The sequence below is a fragment of the Stieleria sedimenti genome, assembly GCF_025060895.1.
GTDB lineage: Bacteria > Planctomycetota > Planctomycetia > Pirellulales > Pirellulaceae > Stieleria > Stieleria sedimenti.
The window spans coordinates 1-25293 of the sequence record NZ_JANZKV010000245.1; the positions used below are offsets into that span (position 1 = coordinate 1).

Below are 25293 nucleotides of genomic sequence, written 5' to 3' on the forward strand. Positions count from 1 at the left end.
CACCAACACGTATGCCCGTGCCATTCCTGTTTGACGACGCAGCGACAATGGGCGGTTAACGCCTGCACACCAACACGTGTGCCCGTGCCATTCCTGTTTGACGAAGCCCTAGGGATCGATGGATTCGATCTCCAGCGTCACCGCGCCGTCGAGCACGGTGGTGGGGCATTCACCCGCGGTCAAGGTGATGGCCAACTGGTTGGAAGGCCGCAGCGCTGCGGTCATGTCCAAGCGAATCGGCTCGGTCCGGTCGGATTGGTAGATCAGCGTGTCATTGATCCGGATTTCAATCGAATCAGCGGTGAAGTGAGCAATGGACAGGCACACCGAGTCGTTCGGCGTCAGGCCGGTCGGTCGATTGAAGGCTCGCCGGTACGTGACGACGGCACCGCCGCCGGCCGCCGGCGGCAGGGTGTCCGGCACATCCACCTTGTCAGGCGGGGGTTGCGAATCGACCGATCGCAACCAAGGACGGCGCAGGCGAATGGTATGCACGGTAGAGAAGTGACCGAAAAATTGGGGGCTGAAAAATGAAATCCCAAAGGGAGATGAAAGCATAAAAAAACCGCTGGTGAACTGTCACCAGCGGTTTCGATTTTCCAACGGTGTTGGGGCTGGGGTCAGAAGCCCGCCGCCATCGCTCGGTCGATCGCATTGCGATAGTCTTCGAATTCCTCTTGGACCAACTCTTCGCTGGTTTCGACGAAATCAAAGTCGTCCACCGAGCCAAAGAATCGCACGCCGCGTCCGTCGCTGGTGACGACGAATTGGTCCAGGGTCAACCGCGCGGACTTCACTTTGCCGTCCACGGAGTCGATGATCGTCAGCAGGGCTGCGTCACGGGCGTCGTTGAGGACGAGTTCGGCGAATTCGGGATCGAAGCCTTCACCGGCGACCAACATCTGCATGCTGCCGTCGGCGTTGAGCTGGACGGAGCCGCCGGCCAGTCCTCGGGACAAGTTGCTGGTGTCGATGATGCCGGCATCGATGTAGCTCTTGGCCAGCAAGTCCAACCGTTGTTGCACACCGATCAAGCCCGTCGCGTTGAGTGCGGGGCCGGATGCCGTTTCGCCGCCGGCTTCGTTGATCACGACTTGGCCACGGTTACTGCCGCTGTAATAGACCGAGTCCGGGACGTCGTATTCGACGAAGTACGTTCCCGGCAGCACGCCGGTGAACGAGTAGGCGCCCTGCATATCGGTCAGTACCGTCGCGATCTGCGTTTCGCCCGACGACGTGACTTCGATCAGTCGGATGGTGACGCCGGCGAGGGCTTTTTCGTCGTCATCTTTGACCCCGTTGTAAATCGGCGCGGCACCGCCGCGAACGGCTTCGCGGTTTTCGAGATGGTCGATGAACAGCTGGCCGGAGATCGACGATGGCACGAGGGTCTGGCCGAGGATCGTTACCGTTGCGACGCGGGGTGCCGAGTTGCCGTTGTCATCACTGACCCGGTAATCGACGACGATGACTTCGGTTTCGCCGTCTTCCAGATCGGCATACGCGGACGGATCGATCAACAGTCGACTGGTCGCGACATCAACGGTCACCCCTCTCGAATCACCACTGCGGATATTGGCATCGATGATGAACAGCGGATCATTGTTGGGGTCGGTCGATCCTTCGAGCAGGTTGACCGATTGGCCGGGGGCGTTTTCATCCAGCGTGACACTGATGTCCGGACCGGGAATCGGCGTATCGGCACCGCCGGTGATCGTGATGGTCGCCGTTTGATTGACGCTGGCAGTTCCGTCGGTGACCTGATAGGTGAACAGGATTTGTACCGATTCGCCTTCTTCCAGGCTGTCGTAGGCGGCTGTGTTGATGCTCAGGTCGGCACCGGTTCGCGTGATGCCGCTATCGTCGCCGGTCACATTGACATTGGCAACCGAAAGGACGTCGTTGGTGTCGGGGTCGCTGGCGCCGAGCAGCAGCGAGAGCGATTGGGTGCCGGCGTCTTCGGAGAACGTCTCGTCGATTGCCCCGGCGACGACCGGTGCGTCGTTGACGCCGGTGATCGTGATCGTGGCGGTTTGGGCGGCGGTGCCGCCGTTGCCGTCGGCGACGTCGTAGTTGACGACAACGACTTCGTTTTCCGTTGCGCCCAATCCGTTGAAGAAGTTCGGATCGAAGGTCAACGAGGTGTCGTTGACCAGGGTGAAGGCGGTTGAATTGCTGCTGAAGACCAGGCTTTGGGCGATCAGCGTGTCGTTGGTGTCGGGGTCGGTCGCACCGCTGAGCAGATCGATGGATTGGGCCGCATCGTCTTCGGTGACGGTCAAGGAGAGCGGATCGCCCACCGACGGTGCATCGTTGACACCGGTGATGGTGATTGTCGCCGATTGGGCGATCGTGCCACCATTCCCATCGGTCAGGTTGTAGTCGTAGATGATGACTTCCGATTCACCCGCCGCCAGATCGTTGTAAGCCGAGGGATCGATGGTCAAGCCGCTGGTGCCGTTGGCGGAGATTCCGCTGTCATCACCCGAGCGGAGGACCAGGGAGCTGTCTTCGACCGAGACCGTGTCGCCGTTGTCGGGATCCGAGGCTCCGGCGAGCAGGTCGACATCGGTGCTGGCGTCGTCTTCGCTGACCGTCGTGCTGACCGCGGCGGTGACCACGGGAGCATCATTGGCTCCGCCGATCGTGATGGTCGCCGAATGGGCGGCCCGACCGCCTTCACCGTCGATGACATCATAGCTGTAGGTCACCACTTCGGTGTCCGTGGCGGCCAGCGAGTTATACGCGTTGGGCGTGATGTTCAGGAAGTTGCCGTTGAGCGTGATTCCCGAGGTGTCGCCGGTCGTGACGATGGTCGCCGCGTCGACCGACAACGTGTCTTCGGGGTCCTCGTCGGTGACGTTGGTTCTTAAGTCGATCGAGGTATCGGCATCGTCTTCGGAAACCGACAGGGTCACGGGGTCGCCGGCGACCGGGGCGCGGTTGGGCGTGTCGCCGTTGATGGTGACCGAAACGGTCGCCGTGTCCGTTCCGCCGTTTCCGTCGGAGACTTCGAATTGGTACGTCACGGTGACGCTTTCGCCTTGTTCCAATGACGCGTAGGCTGCCGGGTTGACGGTGATCTGGTTGTTGGCCTGATCGGGGGTGACGCCGGAGGTGTCATCGCTGCCGACCTGGGTGATGCTGGAAATGCTGAGCGTGTCGCCATCGGGGTCGGAGGCATTTTGCAGCAGATCGATGTTGAACTGGGGATCAAACTCGTCGTTGGTCGTGGCGAGATCCGCTCCGGCATCTGGCGCGTCGTTGACGCCGTTAATCGTCAAGGACAACGTTTGGCTGGCGCTTCCGCCCCGGCCGTCGATGATGTTGTAGGTCGCCGTGATCACTTCCGACTCAGTGACTTTCAAGCTGTTGTAAGTCGAAGGCGTGATCGTGATGGTGTTTCCACTGAGTGAGACTCCCGATTGATCCCCACCGGTGAAGTTGAAGGCACTGACCGACAGCGTGTCGCCATCGACATCGCTGGCACCGGTCAACAGGCTCGGCGACGTGGTGGCGTCGTCTTCGGTCAGCGTGATTTCAAGTGGGACCGGTGAAACGGTGGGCGGGTTGTTGACCGCGACCGCACCGGTGCTGATCGTCACGCGTGCGTCATCGTCGATGGTGATCAAGTCCTCGGTGACGACGTCGTTGCTGCCGTACAGCGTCAACGGGTCGGTGCCTTCACCCGGATTCATGTCGATGATCAACGGGTTGGAATCGGACAGTTCCGTGTTCAAGAAGACTTCGATGCGGAACACATCGACGACAGGGGGCATCACCCCACCGTTGACGTCTCGCACGCCGTTGGGGAACGCACCGCCCACACCGCCGATGTCGGTGAAGCCGGTCGTCAAGTCGAACGAGCCGCGATTGAGCAGGTTGTAGAACTCGAGGTTGTTGGGCAGGGTTCGGCTCCGCGCATCCAGGTTGAAGCGGACCGCGGCGGAGTTCGGGGTCGTGCCGTCGGCCTCCAACGGTGCGAATTCGCGGAATTCGATCGGGACCGTGTTGTCAAAATTGGGGGTGAAAGTCAGGTCCGCGATGTCGACGTTGCCGAAGGCGTCGGCTTTGTAGAAGATCTCGAAACCGAGATCTTGCCCGTTCTCACCCTTGAGTGCGGTCGGCTCGGTGATTTCGAAGTCGCCGGCGTTCATCCCGAAGGTGTTGACCAACGCGCCCGCCAGTGCCGTGGAAAAGCCACCTTGGATATCACCGATCGTGATGTCAACGGTCGCGGCCGAGCCTTCACGGCCGACGGTCACAAAGCCGGACGAAGTCGAACGGATCTCTTCGCCGATGATGATCTGTTGCGTCTCACGCAACACCGGTTGCAGGATGCCGCCTTGGCTGACGCCCAAATCAGGGAAGACGGAGAACGCTCCCTTGTCATCACCAAAGGTTCGCAGGTCGTCGTAGGCAATTTCCAAGTAGAACGAATTGTCGATCCCCACGCCGGGCGCTTGGACGACGCCGTTGGTGGTCGGCAGCAAGTTGTCGTCCTCGTCGCGGGCACTCAACAAGAATTCGACCAACTCGCCCAACTGTTCGCCGCGTGCCAACGCGTTGATCACGCTCAAGGCGTCGCTGGGGGTCACATTGCCATCGGCGTTCACGTCGACTTTACGCCCGGCAAAATCGTCGGCCGTGCTGCCGGCCACCTGTTCGCCGTTGGCGTGCGTGGTCGCCAGATAGTTGATCACGCTCAAAGCGTCGCTGGGCGTGATCTGAAGATCCTGGTTGACGTCGAAGCTGTTCCAGTAGTTGTGGGCGACCTGCAAATCACCGGCGAGCAACTGACGCTGTTCCAGTGTTTGAGTGCTCAGCCGTCGTTTCATTTCGCCGCCGTGTTGATGCTTGGTGGCTCGACGCTTCTGGGGGCGTTCGGCACCGGAGGTGTGCAAACGGCGGCGGAGCAACTGACGCAGGCTTTTCATCTGGGATTCCGGAAAGATGAAGTAGAACGTGGTTTGCCGGTGACTGTGGGGTCGGTCAAGTGGCGAATCGGAGGAGTTGGGTTCTGCGGGCGCAGACCCCAAATATTGGAAGCCTAGAGGGGTTAAAAACTCGCCAGGCTGAATATTGGCCCTATCTTATCTCCCTTTCCCGCTTTATCAACGTTCTGATTGAATGGGAATTGGGCCAATCCGCTCGGCGGTTTAGACCGCGGCCGCGCCGTAAAGTTCCAGTAAATCCGATCAAAACAGTTGTTCCGGTGAAGGATGTACCGCGAAACTGCTCTCAATCTCGCCGTCTTGAAGCAAAAAACCCAACAAAGGACGCTCAAAACCCGTGTTTGCCCCGGTTTTCTCGGGCCACTGAACATCCGCCCCGGTGGGTCTATCGGATGGCGAGTCGCTGAGACTTTGGTCGGAAGTCCGTTGCCCCGCACAGTTCAACATTTCCGGATCTTCACGATTTAGACTGTCGTCCTGGTAGGAAGCAATTTGCGGATTCTCGGGGCTGAAAACCAGGTCGACTGCGACCGTTGAGAGCGGTTGGACCGGCCGAGGTGATGGGGTTGTGTCGGTGGTTCGGTTTGCCGCGGAAATCGGGGGTGTCGTTGCCGAGATTTCAGAAAAAGATTCACCTTCACCGACAATGCCTTGCTCGATCAAGTTGATCACCCGCAACGCGTCCATCGCTGAGACGCGTCCGTCGTTGTTGACGTCGATGTGGAGGCCGGAAGTTTCCTCGGCCGTCAGGACGCGATTGCCCAGTCGTGCCAGGTCGTTGATGACTGCGAGTGCATCGCGAACGGTGATCGCTTGATCGCCATTGACGTCGCCCGGCAGCGGGCGGTTGTAGCGTGGGCTGTCGACCTGCCGGGCCGCGATTGCCAGCGGCGCGATCGTTCCGGCGGAGACTTGAAAGACAACGGGTTCAGACGGGAACTGGTAAATCAAATTCGGCGTCACGATCTCAACGGAGTAGTTGCCGTCGGATAGCCCATCGACGGAGAAGGCACCGTTGTCATCGGCCGAGACCAGTGCGGCTTGTCCGACCTGGATGTTGGAAATCAAGATCTCGGTTTCGGCGTGCCCAGACACGACGACTCGTGAGATCCGTCCCAGGGAGTCTTCGATGACGAGTGTGTCGCCGCTGCCGGCTGGCACCAGGGGGCTGGTGACCCGATCGATGCGATTGCCTTGTGAGTCATAGGCCTCGACACGCGCGTAGCTGCCACTTTCGAGTCCGTAGCTGCCGGTGTCTAGTGCGGTGAAATCGATTTCAACCCGCCCGGTCGACCCGGCGAAGGCGACTTGCAGTCGATTGGCCGTGTTCCAGGTGTCGGTCCATTGATCGGCCTGGGTGTCGTAGTAGTGCAGGACGCGGCCGGCTTGTTCGTCGCTGCTGGATTCCAAGGTTGCGACGCGACCGTCGACGTGGCTGCCCAGGCTGGACAGCGTCAATCCGCTGACCGGGGCGACGAGTCCATCGGGCGAATTCCCCGCCCGGAACGAGCGGTTGAACAGGGCGCTTCCATCGTCGCGACGGACCGTGAACTGGGTGCCGTCGATCAAGGGCTCGCCGAAGTCGCGTTGTCCGTTTTGGTTTTGGTCGACGTACGCAAAACCGCCGCCGATCCCGGACCAGACCGGCGTCAGCATGTCACCCTGGAGCACTTCGCTGGTGATCCCGGTGTGGGTATCGATGGCCCGCCAGGCGATCTGGGTGAAGGGGCTGGAGACCTCGATTTCCAAATCGAATTCGGCGTGTGTCGCATCGGGCGCGATCGCGGTCTGCCAAGGGCCGTCATCGATTCGGTATTGCAATTCGCTGATGCGTGCGAGCGTGATGTCGCTCTGCGTGCCTTCGGAATTTTGGTTGGCCAGGGTGTCGACGGTGGCGGAGCCGCGGATCGAATAGACATCCGAGTGGACATCGAACGAACCGATCGCGTCCAGGTTCAGTGGCACGTCGGCGAGATCAAAAATGCCGTCACCGTCGCTGTCGCGCCAGCCGATCATGGCCAGCGTGGATTCCGGGGAAACCAGGCTGTCGTACGCCCGCGTGGTGACCACACCGCCCCGCATGATGCTGTCTTGCTGGACAAATCCCGGCGTCGGATTGTCCGATGCGTTCAAATTCTGTGCGTTGTAATAGCCCCGCTGGTCGGTCCAACTGCCGGCCCCCGGGTATTCGTCCCGGGCCCAGAAGATGTGTCCCATTTCGTGGGTGAACGTGGAAACCGGACGCCCTGACGGGACCACCATGAACAGCCCGCCGGGGTAGGCGAACGCGCCGATGAAACCACCGTTTTCAAAAAATCCGTTTTCGTCATCCGAGGAATCGACGACAAACATGGTGAAGGCCCAATCGGTTTGATGGGTTTGCCGCTGGGAGTCGTTGAACAGGGACACGGCCCGTTCGATCGAGGGGGCATCGCCGTAGCCCAGATCGGTCAGCCAGCCGCCGACGTAGCGTTTGAAAACGTTGCTGTCGTTGTCGATCGGTTCGTAACCGGTTTCGACGGGATCGCGGGCGTAGCGATCGTCGATGATGAAATCCAGCGAGTGAACCGATGTTTGCGTGGCCAGCAAGTCGCTCCACCAGTCCACGCTGTCGCGAATCTTGGCCAGCGTGTCTTCGATTTCCGTTTCGGACCAATTTTGCGTTTCCGGATCAATCGACCCATCGCTTTCAAAGAAAACAGGTGTCACGGTGACGGTGCCGAGCAGGAATTCACCGTTGTCGATCGGAGTGGCACCGAAGGGCAAGTCACCGGCCAGCAACCGGCGGTCTTCCACTTTTTGGAAACCGAGGCGCCGTCGGCGGGATCGTCTCGTCGTTGCTCGGTTCATCGGCGATTGAAAACTCGCTCCGGCAACACCTGGCTCCGGAGTCTTGATTTGATGGTGGGGGTGCATCATCCCGCGTTGGTGCGTCGGATTGCGAAGACCCTGTCGAGGATAAGGGACGCAACCAAAAAACGAACCGCTGCGGATTTCGAACCCATCCTAGTTGGCGGCCCCGAGTCGTGCGGGGACGCTCTCCATCATCGGATGACTTGCCCGCGGATCCAATCGCAGGCTGACCGTTGTATCGGCTGGACGGGCTGCAACGCGCCCGTGAAAGTTCGGGATTCGGCGATGCCGACGACGCGGTTGGCATCCCAAATTCTCCCTTTCCCCGACCGTTGGACGCGGCCGGCGGGCGAAAAGTTCAACTCATTCACAGCGAAGCGAAGAAAAGGTCCAAACCGTTTTCGTCTCCCGAGGTTTCGTCACCCGATTGAATCCGATCGGCAACCAGATCATCGACGATCGAATCGAGTTCGATCGACGCCGGTGAGTCGAAGACACTGGTCTTGCTCGGCTGCTGGGCGACGTGAGTCGGCTCGGCGGGGCTGGATTCGGTGTCGGCATCGGAAGCCCCGGTCGTGGCGGGCTGCACGGTGTCGGTGACGCTTTGGTGAATCAGCAAATCCCCCAGAGCGGTCGGCCCGCTGGCCAGCACACCGGGTGCGGCGGCCACATAGCTCATCGTGGTCGCTTCGCCTTCGCCGCTGGCTGCGGAAACGAGCCGTCCGAGTTCGGTGATGACGTCATTGGCGTCCCTCGGGGACAGCAGTCCGTCGCCATTGACATCGGGGAACTGGGGATTCGTCACCGGGGTGGTTTGCAGATCCACAAAGCCGGTGTTGGCGGCAAGGCGGGCGATCGCATTGATGACGTTCAAGGCATCCAGCGGAGTGACTGCGCCGCTGGCGTTGACGTCATAGCGTCCGACCGGATTCTGGTATGGATTGTTGGTCACGAAGATGGCGTAATCTTCGACTTCGCCGCTGGTCGCATTTCCGGTCGGCCCGGTCGTCGGCGACTCGCTGATTCGGAACCGGACGTACGTTTGCCCGATCGCCGCGTCGGCGGGGACATCGATCGCAACCGTGGTCAAGACGTTGTTGAAGACCGGGGTGAGGTTCGTCCCCGGCGTTCCGAATCGACGTCGCTCTTGGACTTCGAATTGGCCGTCTTGGTCCCAGTCGAACCAGGCATCCACGTAGACCGGTTTGTCGCTCAACAGTCCCGCGTCGGTGTTGCGGACGAAAATGCTGATGTTGCTCACGAAGCCGGATTGGAAGGCCGACGGCAGCGTCACACCATCGTCGCCGGCATCGGCGTTAGGCAATTCGGCGTCCGAATCGGCGGTGTTGAGCTGTCCCAGGCTGAGTGTGGGATCGACTCGGTGCCGGGGACCGCCATCGGCCATCGTGCTGGTGTAGGGCGCGGGCGCGTCCCCGTAATCGAATCCGGTTCCGATAAAGATCGTCAATTCCGTCCGCCCGTCGGCCTGGTTGCTTTGCAGCAGGTTGCCGACTTGGTCCTGAACGACGACGACGTCGACGGCACCGAAGCCGGACACGCCGCCGGTGCCTTCGAGGAACACGCGGACGTCGACCAGCGAAGTGCTGATGCCGGGCAGGTTCTGGGCGTCGATCGTGGCTTGGATGATTTTGACAATCTCTTCGGCCGGCTGATCGATCGGGATGTTGATCGGGACCGTCGGAGCTTCACCGGGCAAGCCGATTTGCGTGGCGTTGGAGTTCGTCAAGTCGATCGAGTAGTTGCTGTCACCGCCCAGGAAGATCCGTCCGAACCCGGCGTTGGTCGGTGCCAGTCCCAGCCCCGACCCGCCGATCGCGATCACCAATGCGTTGATGACCTGATCCAGCGACGCGTTGTTGGCCAAGGGCACCGCCGTGGCGGTGGGGTCGTTGAGCAATCCGTTGTTGTCGAATTCAAAGACGACCTGGTTGACCGCCCCGAGACGAACGGTGATCGATTGTCCGTCGACGACGTCGGCGACGTTGCTGTTGTTGATCGGCGGGAGTTGGAACCCGAAGCCTGTCGCGGTGCCGATGCGGCCTGCGATTTGAACGAAGCCGCTGGTGCTGGTCGCGGTCGACAACGGGGTGCCGCCGACCAGTTGGACGGTTTCGCCGGAGGCGCGTGCGGTGAAGCTGAGCACCGGATCCGCGTTGATCGCTGCGGCCAGGGCGGTGGCGAAGTCGGCGGTGACGCCGGCGGCCGGGATCGTCACGCCGGTCGAAATCGGGCTCACCGCACCGTTGACGTCCAACTCGAAGGAACGCGTGACCGAACCGTCGTAGACGAACACCGTCAATCCGTCGGCGGCAACCGGCGTCAATCCGGGCAGCAGGTCGATGAGGATGCCGGAGTCGTATTCAAACACCGTGCGTTGATTGAGTTCGTCGATGACCGAAACGGTTTCGCCGTCGGGATAGACGACGCCATCGGCGGCGCGGATGATCGCATCGCTGCTGTCGATCATTCGAATCACGTACGTCGAATCGTCTTCCCAAACACCGGCGATCGGCGTCAGCCGAATGATGTTGGTGCTGGGGTTGTAGGCGAATCGATAGTGGGTGCCTTCGACCAATGCCACGCCGTCTTTGAGCAGCACCAGTGAACTGGTGGAGATCGATCGATCGTCGATCCCGGTGCCGGGGACAATGTCCGCCGGCGCGATGCCATCGATCAGCTGGATTTCGAACGCTTGCGGGGCGGCGCCGAGCACGGTCGCGCGTCCGGCGTCGAGTCCGATTCCGGGGGCCAACGGCGACACCAGCGTCACGCGGGGGCCTTCCAAGTCGCCGCGGTCGAATCCGCCGCGATCCTTGAACACGTTTTCGCCCAGTCCGCTCGGGGGCTCCACGTTCGGATCGTCCACGCGGAACTGACCGTTGACGTCCAGTCGCGGCGCGAGCACCGGCGAGGGATCGATGCCGACGGCGTTGCGGACCGTCGTCAAACTGAATCGGTCGGGCAGCGAATCGATCGAGCTGTCGATGATGCGAGCGCCCGAAGCCGGTGAGAACGCAAAGTTGCCCGGATCGACGAAGACCGATTCGCTGTCGGTCAAAATCTGGGCCAGGGTTCCCAGCGTGACATTGGTTCCGGTGTTGTTCGTGTTTCGATAGTACGAGTTTCCACCGGACACGAAGCCGTCGTTGCCTCCGGTCAATTCGATGCCGGTCTCCGTGTTGGCGATCACATTGTTGAGCACCGTCGGAGAGGATCCGCCGACGATGTTGATTCCGATCCCGCCTTGATTGAAGGTGTCCACCGGAACCGAACTGATGGCACCGACGGCATCGATGTCCGCTCCGAGCGAGCTGCCGGTCGTGTTGCCTTGACGCAGATCGGTCAGTCGGACGAAGGCGAATCGGTCATTGGGACCGAATCCGTATCGGTCGATATCGAGTTGGTTGGTCAAGCCACCGACGATCCCGACGTTGACAAAGTCGATTCCATCGCGGCTGATCTCGACGAGGACCGATTCGATCTCGCCGGTTTCAAAGACGACCAAGTCGTTGGTCGCATCGCCGCTGCCGGTCAGGAAGTTGTCGACGAACTGCAGCGTCAGCGTGCCACCGAGTCCAAGCGAAACGGCGAATTGGCCGTCGATCGGCTCGAGTCCGCGGCCGCTGCCGTCCGGGGCGCCCAACGCGGTGTTCGGCGTCTGGTGGGTCAGCGTCGGGGCACCGTTGCCCGCATCGGGTGAATAATTGACCACGGCGTCGGCAAAGGAGATCTGGCCTTGTTCGAACAGGATCCCCGCGAAGGTGTCCGAGGGGGCGCTGACGCCGGGCGTGATCGTTCCGCCGATGATCGTGTTGTTGACAATCCGCTCAATCGCGACCGGATCCAACGAGGTCTCGTCCAGGGCGTTGTCGATGCCTTGCAGATTGATGCCGCCGACGGTGTTGAAGGCGATAATGTTGCTCTGCACGACGACACCGGGGACCAATTGCTCGGAGTTCAGCTCGATCAGGTTTCTCGGGTAGCGGACGATCGAATCGGTGTCGTTGCCTGCGACCGTCGCCGAGATGTCATGCTGGATGTTGATGCCGTATTCTTCGTTGAACAAGAAACGGCTGTTCTCGATCATGATCACGCCTTGAGCGTCGCGATCACGGTTGCTGTCGCCACGGAATTCGGAGCGATCGACCGCGGCGAGAGAACGTGTCGGGTCCGCGACGACGACGTTGCCGACCAGGTTGATCCGCGGATCGATTCGAGAGATCTGTTTGATGCCCGGCTGGGCGAACACTTCACGTTCAAATCCGCTGCTCGGGACCGCTTGCACGTCCAACACGCTGCGGACATCCGAGCGGTTGATCGCCGCGATGATCGACTTGGCCACTTCGGTCGCCGTTTGCGGACGGTTCAGCCCGGTGTCTTCATCGGGCACAGTCATCGAGAACGGAACTCGCACGCGGCCCGGTGTGACCGAGTTGTCCGAGTCGAACTCGAACTCGACGACGGCGCGGCCGTCGGTGATCGAGAACATTTGCCCGTCCACAATGTCGGTCGCACTTCTTGCGGTGATCGAGATCGCCGAACCCAAGCGGTCGTTGCTGTTGAACGTGCGGAACTGGAACGACGACTCCGATTCGATGTATTCGCTGGCGTCGCGGATTTCGACCTGATACGAGCCGGTGACCAGACTGCTGCGTGGATCATCGGGTTCGGGGAATGCGAAACGCGTGTCGGTGACAAACGCGGTATCCAAGGGGGCATTGACGCCACGTGGATCGCTGACCTGTTCCCCGCGTTCGGCCAAACCGATGACGAAGTCGTCCAAGTAGACGCCCTCGAAATCGTTGTTGCGCGATCCGTCGACCGGCGATCCGCCGAATTGGTCGGCGTATCGTTGAGCCGTGTTGGCGAACGGCCCGGCATCGGACACGCTGAATCCGGGCAGGGTGACGATCGCGTTGGACGTCGGAATGTAGTTGGGGCCGGCCGCACCGACCGCGTCGGGCACGAAACGCTCCAGGATCGCGGATTGAACCGCCACCGCGACTTCGCCGGCCGACATCGCCGCGCGGACGTCGATCAAGTTCGCCCCGCCGGCCGAGGTATTACGGATCGTGAACAAGCTCGAGCTGGAGTTCAAGTCGACCGCTTCACCGAACTCGACCGAGTTGCGGTCGACGACAAAGTCGTAAAGATTCAAGGTCGCCGGTGGCATCGCCGTGACGGCCGCTTCAATCAACGCTCCGATTTGCGACGGCGTCAAGTCGGCAACCGTCGCCGTCCCCGTCAGTCCGGCGGCCAAATCGATCGAGATTTCATTGGGCGCCGAATTGGGATCGTTGGGATCCGACGGCGACGTGTCAACGCTGCGGGTGCCGTCGTTGAGCACATAGGTTTGGCCATCGAGCACGAACGTCGCGCGGGTATTCGGATCGGCCGCGTAAGCGTTGGCGACCTGTGACCCTGCCGGCGCGATCAGCGTCGGTGGGAAATTGATGGTGAACGTTTCACCGCTGACACGAATCGTTTGGCCTTCGACCAGATCCGAGGCCTCGACGGTACGAATCGTTGTCGATCCGGTATCCAATCGCCCGGCGGTCGCGAACTCGATCCGCAGACTCAGTCCCGCCTGACCGGCGAACTCTGCCAACGGCACGCGTGCCTGACGCCAGGTCGGTGTGTTGTCAAAGAGTTGTTGCTTGTCAACGTCGATCACGTCGTTGTAGGGGGCGACGGGATCGGGGTCGTCGAATTCATCGTTCGCACCCGGGGCCGCGTTGCGGGCCGTGGTGTTGAGCGCGACGGCGTGTTCGGTGCCGTCGGGTTGGACGACGTAGACCCGCAACGCGTCGGTGCTGCCGCCGCCGTCGGCCTCGATCAGGTAGTTGAAGTACAGGACCGGGACATCGCTCGGTGAGTAGTTCTCCAACGAGAACGGCTTGCTTTGAACCTGTCCCTTGGCACCGCCGGGGAAGTTGTAGGTGTTGTTGACACTTTGCCCGTCAATCCGAGCGGTGTTGGTCGGGTATTCCGCCTGACTGGCGTAGTTGTTCTGGAACGAGGTTTCGTAGGTGAACGCCAGCGAGGTGCCGCCACCGTGCCCGGCATCACCGCCGCGTGCGCCGGTGTAGTGCCAGAGGTTGTAATCCAGGGTACTGAAATCGAGACCTTCGGCGTTGGCGATACCGGTCGAGATACTCGAACGTCCGCCGGCGAAGTACGGCAGGAACTCGCCGGCCGTGTTGAACGCGTAGATGTCACCGTTGGGCGTAATACCGAACAGGACATTGGCGAAGATACCTCCATCAACACTGTTGGGGCCGGCGCGAAGGCCGGTGAAGCCGCCGGGGACACGCAGCAGGTCGGTCGCGGTTTCGACGTAGGTTCCGATCTGGCGGTTGCCGTTGAGGAACTGGTTGCCGCCGCCGGTCAGTTCCGCGTCGGTGACCCGGAATAGTCCGCCGGCGTCGGTGACGGCGTACATGTCGTTGCCGACGATTTCGACACCCGTGATCGTTCCGCCCTGCGGGACGCCGCCGGCCACCAAGTTTCCGCTGGCCCCGCCGAGGAATCCGCCGCTGATGGTGACGCTACGGTTTTCCGCGACCGCGCTGGCATTGCCACCGAGATTGTTGATCGCGTCGGCGACTTTCTGAGCGACATCCGCAGCGGAATCGGACAGTTCCAGTTGGATCGGCGTGCGTCCGACTTGCACGCCGGGGCTGCCGCCGCTGACGAGTGCTTGGGAGTTCACACTGATCGAAGTCGCGCCGGGGACGGAGAACGATTGGCCGACGACGGTGTGGGCGATGCCGTTGGCGGTCAACGTGTCCACGATGGCATTGAGCACCTCGGTCGCACCGAAGGACTCGTCCACCGGGATCGCGATGTTGCCGGCCGCAACGCCGTTGGCGCCGACGATCGACATGCCGGCCCCGTCGAACGTGAACGTCGCGTTATCGAGCGCCAGGTCCGTGTTCAACACGGTGGTCGTCACGCCGGACAGGTTGCCCTGGATCGCGAGCGCCAAGTCATTGTTGATTTGGCCGGACGTGCGGGCTTGCCCACTGGCCAGACGGATGGTGATCGGGATGTTTCCCAGCCTCGGCGTGTCGCCTTGGTTGACGAACTCAAAGGTCGCACTGACATTGCTGGAATCGGTCACCGTAAACGTTTGTCCGACATCCAGTCCGCCGTTGGCCGAGACGCCCGCCAGCCGCAGTCGCGGGCCCGTGTCAAATTCAAAGATGTTCGATCCGATCGTCAACGTGTCGCCGTCCAAGGCCGGTGATCCGGTCACGGCCACATTGCCGGCGATGTTGATTTCGAAGGACGTGGTCGTGGCGCCGCTGATCAGCGTGAACGTATCACCGTCGAAGAGCTGTTGTTGCAGCAAGCCACTGCCGACCACTTCGACCACGTCGGGAACACCCAGCTGAGTCGAAAACGCCGTCGCGGGGGCGGTCGTGTCGATCTGGCCGATTTCACGAGGGATCGTTCCCGCACCGGAGTTGAATAAGAAACGGTTGAACGAGGGGCCGACGGCCAGACCGGTTTGCGGGCTGAATTCCCACAGCACGTTGTCGCGGTATTGCAGTCCCGACGCACCGTTGAACGTCGGGCGGCTGCCGACGAACAAGCCGCGTTCGACGTTCTTGTACTCGCGGATCGAGATGGCTTCGACAAAGATCCCTTCGTCGGACACACCGTCCAAGATCTGCTGTGAATTGACTTCGAACAGAATGTCGCCGTAGGTCGTGATGCCGGCCCCGGCACTGAGTTGATTCAGTGCCGCGGTTCCCGTATCGATTTGAACGTAGAACCAGGTGCTGTCGCTGCGGACCCGGTTGCCGAATCCGGTGTACGCGAACAGTTCGCCGTTGCTGCGGAAGGCCACGTCGTAGATGTCTTCGTTGCCGAAGTTGCCGACTTGTCCGTAGTCTTGTCCGGTGAAGGGGTTGACGACGTGCAGGCCGGAATTCGTGTTGACGTACAGGACGACGTCGTCGAGCGAATACGGGACGATCGAGGTTTCGTCGAACAGCACGCGGTCGTTCATGTCGTCTTGGGCAATCCGATCGATCGCATCAATCGGTGCCAAACGGACCAGCGGGTTGTTGCTGGCCGGGTTGAAGAACTGGTCCATCGCGATCGGGACTTGCGTCTGATTGGCGATCGCGACGTAGTAGGTGCCTTCGATCAGTTCGACGCTGCCCAAGAACGGATCCTGGACACCGGCGCCGCCGCGGCTGAGATCATCGCTGCTGTTGTTGGAACTGGACGCCGGCAGGTCATTGGCGATGTTGCTGTCGGTGGCGATGTAGATCAAATCGCCCTGCGCGTTGAACACGTACAGCGCCATGTCGCTGCGGGCGAAGTTGGACGCATAGTCCAGGTCGATCACCGTGGACAGGTACAGCGGGTCGTCATCGCGGGTCAAGTTTTCGTATTGGATGTCGAACGAATACCAATCCACGTCGGTTGCCGAGTCGATGACGCCGGCAAAAGATTTCGCCAGTCGATCGCTCTGCAGCGGTCCGGCTTCGATTCCCACGTCGGCCGTGGTGCCGTAGTAGCCCAGTCGCTGAGCTTCGGAGGCCGTTTCGTTGCTGGCCGTCGTCTCGGCTTCTTCGCCGGTCAGCGGTGAGTGCAACGGTTGGCCGATGACTTGCACGCCGTTGGTCGCATAACGGACGTCGGTCAATCGGATCTGGGTGCCGGGACTTTCGTCGGTCTCGCCGAGGCGGATTTGCATCGAGTAGCGGCCTTGCGTCAGGCCGCCGAGAACGTTTCCGTTGACCAGGGTATCCAGGTCACTGCCGTCACGCGTGTTGCTGCTACGCACCCGCACGTGATACTGGTTCAGCGTGCCGGATTCGCCCGGCAGACGGATTCGCATGCCGGCGTCCTTGGCGTTGTACGAATACGTGTCTTGAAGGACCGAGTCCAAGATGTCGGTTTCAAAACCGAGACTTCCGATCGCCGGGAAAATCGGGTTGGCGGTTCCGATGATTTCGGGAACTTCAAGGGCCGTGAAGAAGGCGGCGTCGAAGCGGACTTCGATGACGAAGTCACCGGTTGCGTTTCGCGAGAGCAATTGCGTGGTGACGAATCCGAGTTCGCTTTGGAAGGCACCGTTGAAAGCCGCTGCGATCGAACCGGCGGGATTAGCGTTGAAGTCCGCCGCGTCGACATTGACCGTCGTTCCCGGGGCACTCGCCAGTCCAAAGGTCAGGTTCCCGCTGGTGGCGTTGACGATGTCGTAATCGACCGTGATCCGTTGCACGGGGATCCGCTCTTCGTTGACCGTCAGCGGTTGGGCCGCATCGCTGTCCAAACGCGGCGAAACGTAGATGCCGGTCGCGACGTCCCGTTCGGCCAACAGCGAGTCGTTCGACGCGGCCAGGATGTCGCCGTTGAAATCGATCAGTTCGATCACCGTATCGAGTCCGCTGCTGGTGCGGTCGATGTCCAACCAGACTTCCGTGTTGCTTTCGGCGATGAAGGTGTAAACGTCGACATCGTTGCGTGTGGTGATCGCACCGTCGACGATGAATCCGAGTCGTCGGTTTTCGTCGCCAGACTGCTCATCGGGGGCAAGTTCACCGAGGAACTGAGCTTGTCCCGGGAAGGAATTGGTGTCGAACACGGTCGTTCGCACCGGTTCTTGTTCGGCCACGGCGGCGACGTTGCGGTCGTTGGCTGCTTCGCGGATCGTGACGCCGTTCCACTGGCCGGCTTGGACCAGGTTGGGTGATTGAGCGACGGTCGGATCCGACGCGAGCAGTTCCAAGAAACTGGTCACCCGAGCGCTCGACGCGTTGGAATCGAGGACCCAGGAGTGGGCCGTGGTGATGTCGTTGGGGCCGAAGGTCGTTCCGAAGATCGGGTCGTTGCCTTGGGGCAAGTCATTCAGGTCGATCACGCCGGGGATCGAGTAGGTTTGCGTTCCGGCGGTGATCTGGGTTCGCAGGTCGGCGAACTGGTCGGCCGCCCAGCCCTCATAGGTCGCGCCCAACTGATTGACGCCGTCGTTGGTGTAGAAGCCTCCATGGGAGAACCCGATCCGCAGCGGACCGTCGACGGTGTAGGCGCGGAAATCGGCTTGTCCGGGCGTTCCCACGGTGTACAGCACGTCGTCCGAAATCCCTTGGACGTCCTCATCCAAGTAACTGACCACTCGAATGTCACCCAGCGGTGAGGTGGATTGCAGATCCAGCGTGGAGAACAACGTCGGCAAGCCGTTGATGAAAAAGCTGGTCGCGATCCAGTTGACGTCTCCATTGGGGCCGGTGTACGTGCCGCGACTTTCCACACGGTCGTTTGCGATCAGGGTCGCGGGCTGCGTGATCGTGGTCGCCGCCAACGCGGTGGTGTTGCCGCCGCTGGTCAGGTAGGTGCTGTACTGGAAGACAAAGTCTTGGTTGAGCAATTGTTGGCCGGTGGGCGTTTCGACCGTGGTGGCGCTGGTCAGCACTTCGTTGGCGTCTCCGATCGTCGCGGTGAACGACCCGGTGATGGTCGCCGCGACGTCGTTGTCGATCGTCGTGCCCAAGTTGACTTCGGGGCCGGTCGGAAGCGTTCCGACCAGCACGCCGCCGGTTCCCGTGCCGGTGTCATCATCGTCACCGGTGATGACGCCGCTGATCACGCCGTCGTTGTCGGTGTCGACTTGCGCGAAGCCGTCGATCGTGAACCCGGCGCCCGAGAAGTCATCGGACAAGGCGGTCATGATGACGGGGAAGTCGGGGTGGCCGATCAATTGCAGCGATCCGCCGATGCGATCGGCGATGTCGCGGAATTCATCCGCGGCGGTGAGCAAGGATCCGCCCACGACGATCCCGGCCGGGTTGGTTTGCTCTTCGCCTGCCTGGGTTTGCAGTTTGACGACCAGCGATCCGCGGGCATCACTGATCAGCCGCAGACCGCCATAGATGTGTTTGTTGGGGATTTCGATGGAGTCCGTAACGACGTGCACGATATCGACGTCGTCCCAAACACCTTCGGTGACCAGTTGGCCGCCGCGAACGGCCAGGCCGTTGATCGCGTTGCGTGTGATCGAGTTGTCTTCGATCAGCGGCCCGCTGTTGCCGATGATGTCGAACTTGTCGATCGAGCCGATCGATCGTCCGCTGTCAAAGACCTCCAGCGCGTTGAGCGAGTTGACATCGATTGAGATCGCAGCGGCTTCGTTGTCGATGAAGTCGTTGTCGACGATGATCGGGGTGGCCGCACGAACGAACACGGCACCCGATGCGTTATCGCTGCGCCCCACGCGGGTGCCGTTGAGCGAGCCGCGACCGTCGGCGCTCTGCTCGATCCGGCTGTTGGTCAGACGCAGCTGGCCCTGATGGACTTCGATCGCGTTGAACGAGGCAAAGCCGCCTTCGATGCGGGTCGTTCCGCCGCCGCCGGCGATCACGGCATTGTCGATGCTGGCCGAGGAACCATGGCCGATGTACAGTCCGCCCCAATCGCCGGGCGCGATTTCAGCGGCGTTGCCGCGGTCATTGGTATCAAAGGTGCCGCCGCCGCCGTAGCGTTGGTCTTCCAAACTGGTGATCACCACCGGGTTGCCGGAGGTGCCTTCGGCAATCAGGTTGGCGCCAAAGCGGGCCTCGATCCGCGCCGAGTCGACTTTCACGACGGTCGACGGATCGATCACCAGACTGGCGTCCAGCCGGCTGCGAAGCGGGCTGGACGTGAGCTGCATTTCGGCACCACCGTTGGCCAAGCGATCGGTGAACGACGTGCTGCTGGCGTTGAGCTGGGCGACCAGTTCGAACGGGCCGGGGACGCCGCCCACGACCGTCGCTCGGTACAAACGCCGCGCCACGGTCGCGCTGCCGGGTTCGACCGTCGGCAATTGTTGCAAACGGATGCCGCCGGTGCTGGTCGTCGTGATCGATACCGTCGCGTCGCTGGCGGCCGACTCCAAGTTGGCGTCGGTCACGTTGGTCAATCGGTAAACGTAGGTGCCCGCCGGGACGGCACCGTCGGTCGGCTGGGCCGACAATCGGATCAGAAACGACGACGGTGCGCCGGACTGCAGGATCGGACCGCCCGGGGTGCCGGCGATGACCAGGTTTTCGGTCAGCACGTGCGTGATATCGCTGTCGTCGAAACGCGTGCTGGTGGTGACCGATTCGAGTGTCGATCCGCTCCGCGTCCGCAGACGAACGAACAGACCGTTGATGCTGTTGTCGATCACGGTGTTGCCGTGGATTTCCGGTCCGACGCGGGTGTAGTCGGGCGTGAACGGTCCGGATTGTTGGTACTTCGGATCGGTGAATCGATCTTCGCGGAACGTGTCCGGGGTCGCGGCGATCGCAGCGTCGGCGCTGTTGCTGATCGTCGAGTTGATAATCGTCGGACGCGTGATCGCCATGTCGATCGGTGAGACGACGACGCTGCGGCCGCCGATCGGCACGGCGCTACCGCCGTATCGAATGTCCGCGTATTGAATATGGTTGTTGAAGATCCCCTGGTCTTCGGGGTTGATCCGCAGTTCGTCGGCCGTGTCGAGATCTCCACGGAAATCGATGCCGCCCCAATCGCCCGGTTGCGCCGCCGGCAGGACGCCGATCTGGTTTCCGGTGCCGATCGAATCGTCGTTGATGCTGGTGAAGAAGACGCTGCCCGGGACGATTCCGCCGGCCTCATCGCGTGCCGGCAGCCCCGTGCTGGTGACCAGCGTCGGCGTACCGAGCACTTGCAGGTTCGCACCGCTCAGGTCGATCGTCGGTGCGACGCTGCCGACGCCCAACCGGGTGTTGCTGAACTTCAGGATCGCGCCGGCGTCGACCATCATCTGGATGCCCGCGGGAAGATTCAAACTGGTGCCGTCTTCCAGTGCCAATCCGCTGTCATTGACGCCGATGTTGTAGCTGAAGTTGTCGCCCGCGGTGTGCACCAATCCGTCACGACCGCCGTTGCCGAGCACGCGGATGGTCAGGTCCAATTCGGACAGGTAGCGGGTGATCGATTCGGCGCGTTGGATGTCGTTCAGATTGCCCGACAGACGTAACTGGTTCAGTTCGGTCAGGGTACCGTTGAAGGCCTTTTGTTTCAGGATCGACATGCGGCTGGCGTCGGCAACGGCCAGATCGATTTCATCGTAAGCGTTGTTGACATAGCCAATCGTCCGCGTCTGGAAAGCTTCGATGAAGGCCAGGTCGCCCAGGCTCGACGGCAGGAACCCGCTGGCCTGACGCAGCGTCACGTTGCCCTTGTCGACGTAGAGTGTTTCAGAGGGATCGGACGGTTTGAACCAGTAGTTGAACGTTCCGCCCGGTGTGCCGTCGGCGTCACCGTCGAGCGGGATGCCGGTGTTGTCGACCATCGTGCTGACCGCCGAGGGTGTGAAGTCCACACGCAGTTCGTAGCTGCCTTGGCTGGTGCCGCCGAAGCCGGTGCCCGGAATCACGGGATCGTAGGTGTCGTTGCCCTTGGCGCTGACACCGATCATGTAGTTGCCGGGGTTCACGTTGTCGATTCGGATCAACGAATCGTTGCTGAAGTAGTCGTCGTTCTGAGCGATCTCGACGAATTGTCCGTTGGCGTCTTCGACGTACAGTCGCAGCTGGGTGTCCAACAGGCTGGGGGTGCCCAGTCGCTCGGCGATGGTTTCGATCGCGATCGATCCGGTCTGGTCGACCTGGAAGCGATACATGTCGATGTCGGTGCTGTCCGGGCGATACAGATACTGGCCGTGGACGATGTCCGCGTAACTCGGGAATGCCGGCTCGTTGTCCGTCCCCGGTTGGAAAATAAAGTCGGTGCTTTGGGTGACCGGTTGCGGCAGGTCATCGGCATAGCCGTAGCCGAGCAGCTGGCCGACGCCGAACATCGCGCCGCGGAAGAACTCGCCGCCGAATTGATCGTCGATCGACTCGTCGAAGTCTTGGAAGTCCATCACGACCAGGTCATCAACGCCGTCGCCGTCGCGATCGCGGGTGACCACGGCCAAGCCGCCTTGGGCGCTGGCTTCGCGTTCATCACCACCGTACAAGTCACCGACGACGATCGAAAAACCACCGATGTCGGTGGGGTCGCGATCGGAAACTTCGACAAACGCGACACCCAGGTACTCGCTGTAGAGCGACATCACCTCGCGGACGCGTTGTTTTTGTTCTTCGCTGATGATGTTGAAATAATTGGTGTCCGCGGTGATCCCCGGACGGTTGGGGTCATCGCCCAACCAACTGGCGACGAAGTCGTATTCGATCGTCGTGATCCCATCGACCGTGTCGGCGAATTGACGGACGTAATCCAACGGCACCACGCGATCGAGTCGCGAGGGGTCTTCGGGACGAATGACCCGCGTGCCCGGGACGTCGGGACCGGGGAGGTTCAATTCGAACGGTGTCTCGTTGCGGATCTCGCTGACCAACGTCGCCGAACGCGTCGTCGTCGCGCCGCTCAGACTCCACGTGGTGTTCAAGTCGTACGCGGTCAGGAAGCTGTCACCGGCGCCGTCGGGGGCACCCGGGGTGCCGATCGGCAGCGTGATCTCTTGGGGCGCCATCGGCAAATTTTCTGCCGTTCCGACCCGCAGCCGCGCGTTTCCGGTCAACAGTTGCCCGGGGTTTTCCGGATCGGGAATTCGAGAGAGCGCCCGCTTGTAGTCCAGCGTGGCGATGTTCGTGATGTTGCTGTACCTGACGGTGCCGGGCAAGGTGACCGTCCAGACACCTCCCACCTTCGTGTTGGTGATCGCACTGGCGGTGGGGCTGATCCGAACGATCACGTCGTCGGTGTTGTCGACCGTGTCGCGGGTGAAGATCAGCTGATAAAAATTGGGGTTCACGGCCGCCGATTGCAGCAGATCGTCGTCATTGAAGTGGACCTCGATCTTGCCGGATTCGGTGCCGAGCGTCCCATTGGGTTGGCGACGGACCGGTTCGGGAACGACCGCGACCACCTGTGGCCCCAAGTTGATGTTGAACACCCGCGTCAAATCGGTGCCGTCTTGGAACGCTTCGCCGTCTTCGCCACGTAGCGCGAAGTTTCCGGTGCCCAGCACGTCGATCTGGTAGATATCGTCGGGCAGCGGTTCGGCAAATCGAAAAATCACTTCGCGTGATGAATCGCCCAACCCGACATATCCGGGTTCGACCACCACGTCACTGACACCACTGAGGGTGATCGGCGAATAGTTGACCGTTCGCTGACCGATCGGAGTCGTGCCGTTGCCTTCCTGAATGGTTGCCTGGACCAGAGCCGAGGCTTGCGGGTTGGAATTGATCGCGTTGACAAACTCGTCGGCCGTCGTCGGATCGGCGGAGAAACTGTTCAGCTGGACACGAATCGTTTGGTCGCTGACGACGACGACCGGATTGGCCGGCCCGCCGAAGTTGCGCTGTTCGACCACCAGGTTGGTGCCGCGACCGTCCAGACCGGGAAGCTGTGAAATCAATCGCACACGGACCGCGCCGTTGGTGCCAAAATCGGTGACCGCTTGCGCGGCGTTGGCCCCGTCGAGGACCAACGTTTTGTCGTTCACGCTGGCGGAGGACGCGATGCGTTGTCCTGAGGCCCCGCTGATCTGGATCGCTTCGATCAGATCACCCGAACGCAACGGATCGCCGGTGTTGGTTCTCAGGTCGCGATTGATCGCCGAAACCAAGTCGCGTGCCAGCGTCCGCTGCAACGGATTGGTGTTGATGTCGATCGTGATCGTGCGTCCGTCGGTCGTGATGATCGGTGCCGAGGTGCCGACGCGATTGGTTTCGGTAAACTCCAGCGTGATCCCGTTGCCCAGGCTGCCCGATTGACGGGCGCGGAATTCAAACAGCGCCGTGCCGCCGGTTCCCATGTCGCTTGTCACCGACGCCGATTCAAACGTCCGATCCTCGCCAGCACGGGTAATGCGAATCGCATCCAAGGTGCTCTCGTCGATCCGCGTGTTGTCGTCGAATCGGAAGACCAACTCCTTGGGCGAAAAGTTCAACGTATCGCCGTTGAACAACAAATCGCCCTCGTTGGGCTGAATCCCGATCAGCTCGGGACCGGCCAGCAATTGGCGCGTCTCCAAACTCTCCATGAGCGACCGGCGTTTCTCGTCGCGGCGTTTCTCGCTGCGGCGGTTACGGCCTGCGCGAGGAGCAGCGGCCGGCGGCGTCGTACCATCGGACTGCAACCCGGAGTTGCGGCTGAGATGGGTGCGAAGGGAATGCGATGGTTTGCGGAAGGTCATCCAGAGGCCTCGTCATTATGCCCGGGTTGCGGGCAGTCAGTCTGTTGGGGCAGCACTTGTGGGGTTGAGTCCGGCAACAACACGTCGGTTGTCGGAGTTGACCCGTCTTAGGTCAAAAGTTGCAAAATCGATAAGCTAGGGGATCTGCGCTGTTGCGCGGCGGTACCTGGCACGAAGTGTAATTAGGTCGTGTGGAACCGCAATGAAAAAGGCGTTTTTCACGGGGTTTGGGCTGTCTACCACGATCGTTATGACCGCCCTAATCCGTGCAGATTGGCATTGCGAGCGAACACGTGCCCCGTTCGACGTGGTTTGCGGCACGAAAGTTCCTCTCTTGCGTGGTTTCGGCGCGTGTTGATAGGGTTTGCCTGCACAATGCGACGTTCTTTGGACCGCGATGCCTCCGACGGGTCTCAGTTGATCCCCCCTGCAGGTGCGGTCGTAACATGTCAGGATGGCAGTTAAATGACTCTTCGATCTGAACAGAAAGCCACCCATCAAGGCGCTGGTTCCTGCTGCGGATGTCGATTTTTCACTCGCTCGCGCGCTGTGGTTTTATCGCTGGCGCTCATGCCAGTCCTTACATCGGTCGGTTGCAGTTGGACCGCGAGCGGAAAAAACGTCTTGGGTGCCCAGCTTCACCAGCAGGGGCAGTACACCGCGGCGCTTCAACAATTTCAGCAAGTGGTGGCGGAGGATCCGACCAATCCTGACGGTTATTACAATTTGGCCGCCACGACGCATCGCTTGGCGAGCCAGCGGAATGACGAGACGTTGTTTCGCAATGCCGAAGCGCTTTACAACCAGTGCCTCGATCATGATCCCAACCATATTGAGTGCCATCGCGGGTTGGCCGTGCTGCTGATGGACACCGGTCGTCCCGACCGCGCGTTCGCTCTGGTCAAAAATTGGGCGTCCAATCATCCGATGGCGTCGGAACCGCGGGTGGAGTTGGCGCGGTTGTACGAAGAGGCGGGCGAGTCCCGGACGGCTCTGAAATATCTGGAAGACGCGGTGCAGCTGGACGCCAACAACTCCCGAGCCTGGTTGGCGCTGGCGCGGTTGCGGGAAACCGATGGCGATCTGCCCCAGGCACTGCAGAATTACCAGCGGGCCCTGGCGCTCAACAACACCCAACCGATGATCGCCGAACGTGTCGCGGCGCTCAGCCGCCAAATCAATTCCAATTTAGATGCCGCCCGCACCAGCGCGAACAGCCAGATCGCCACCCCGCTGCCCTATCCGACCACCTCGCGGTACTAGTGCTAGGCACGCGGAATGAGGGGGTCCGGTACGAATGGCACGGGC

Annotated in this window: 5 protein-coding genes; 1 reads left to right on the top strand and 4 read right to left on the bottom strand. The window is 61.2% G+C overall.

Annotated features, from left to right (window positions below; all coding sequences use genetic code 11):
• Positions 1-108: 108 nt before the first annotated feature.
• From NZK35_RS27740 to NZK35_RS27755, 4 genes are all read right to left on the bottom strand, one after another.
• The gene (locus NZK35_RS27740; protein WP_259635778.1) at positions 109-495 is read right to left on the bottom strand and encodes a hypothetical protein; all 387 of its coding nucleotides are present in this window, start codon (positions 493-495) and stop codon (positions 109-111) included.
• Positions 496-620: 125 nt separating this feature from the next.
• Positions 621-4937, bottom strand: coding sequence for a cadherin-like domain-containing protein (locus NZK35_RS27745; RefSeq protein WP_259635779.1), 4317 nt, complete (start codon positions 4935-4937; stop codon positions 621-623).
• A gap of 261 nt (positions 4938-5198) precedes the next feature.
• Positions 5199-7751 carry a dockerin type I domain-containing protein gene (locus NZK35_RS34790; protein ID WP_259635780.1) on the bottom strand — a complete coding sequence of 851 codons (2553 nt, stop codon included), beginning with the start codon at positions 7749-7751 and terminating at the stop codon, positions 5199-5201.
• Positions 7752-8175: 424 nt separating this feature from the next.
• Entirely contained in the window at positions 8176-23985 is a 15810-nt protein-coding gene (locus tag NZK35_RS27755) for a GEVED domain-containing protein (RefSeq protein WP_259635781.1), read from the bottom strand.
• A 570-nt stretch (positions 23986-24555) separates the two neighbouring features.
• Between NZK35_RS27755 and NZK35_RS27760 the strand changes: the two genes are divergently transcribed.
• The gene (locus tag NZK35_RS27760; RefSeq protein ID WP_259635782.1) at positions 24556-25248 is read left to right on the top strand and encodes a tetratricopeptide repeat protein; all 693 of its coding nucleotides are present in this window, start codon (positions 24556-24558) and stop codon (positions 25246-25248) included.
• Positions 25249-25293: the final 45 nt, after the last annotated feature.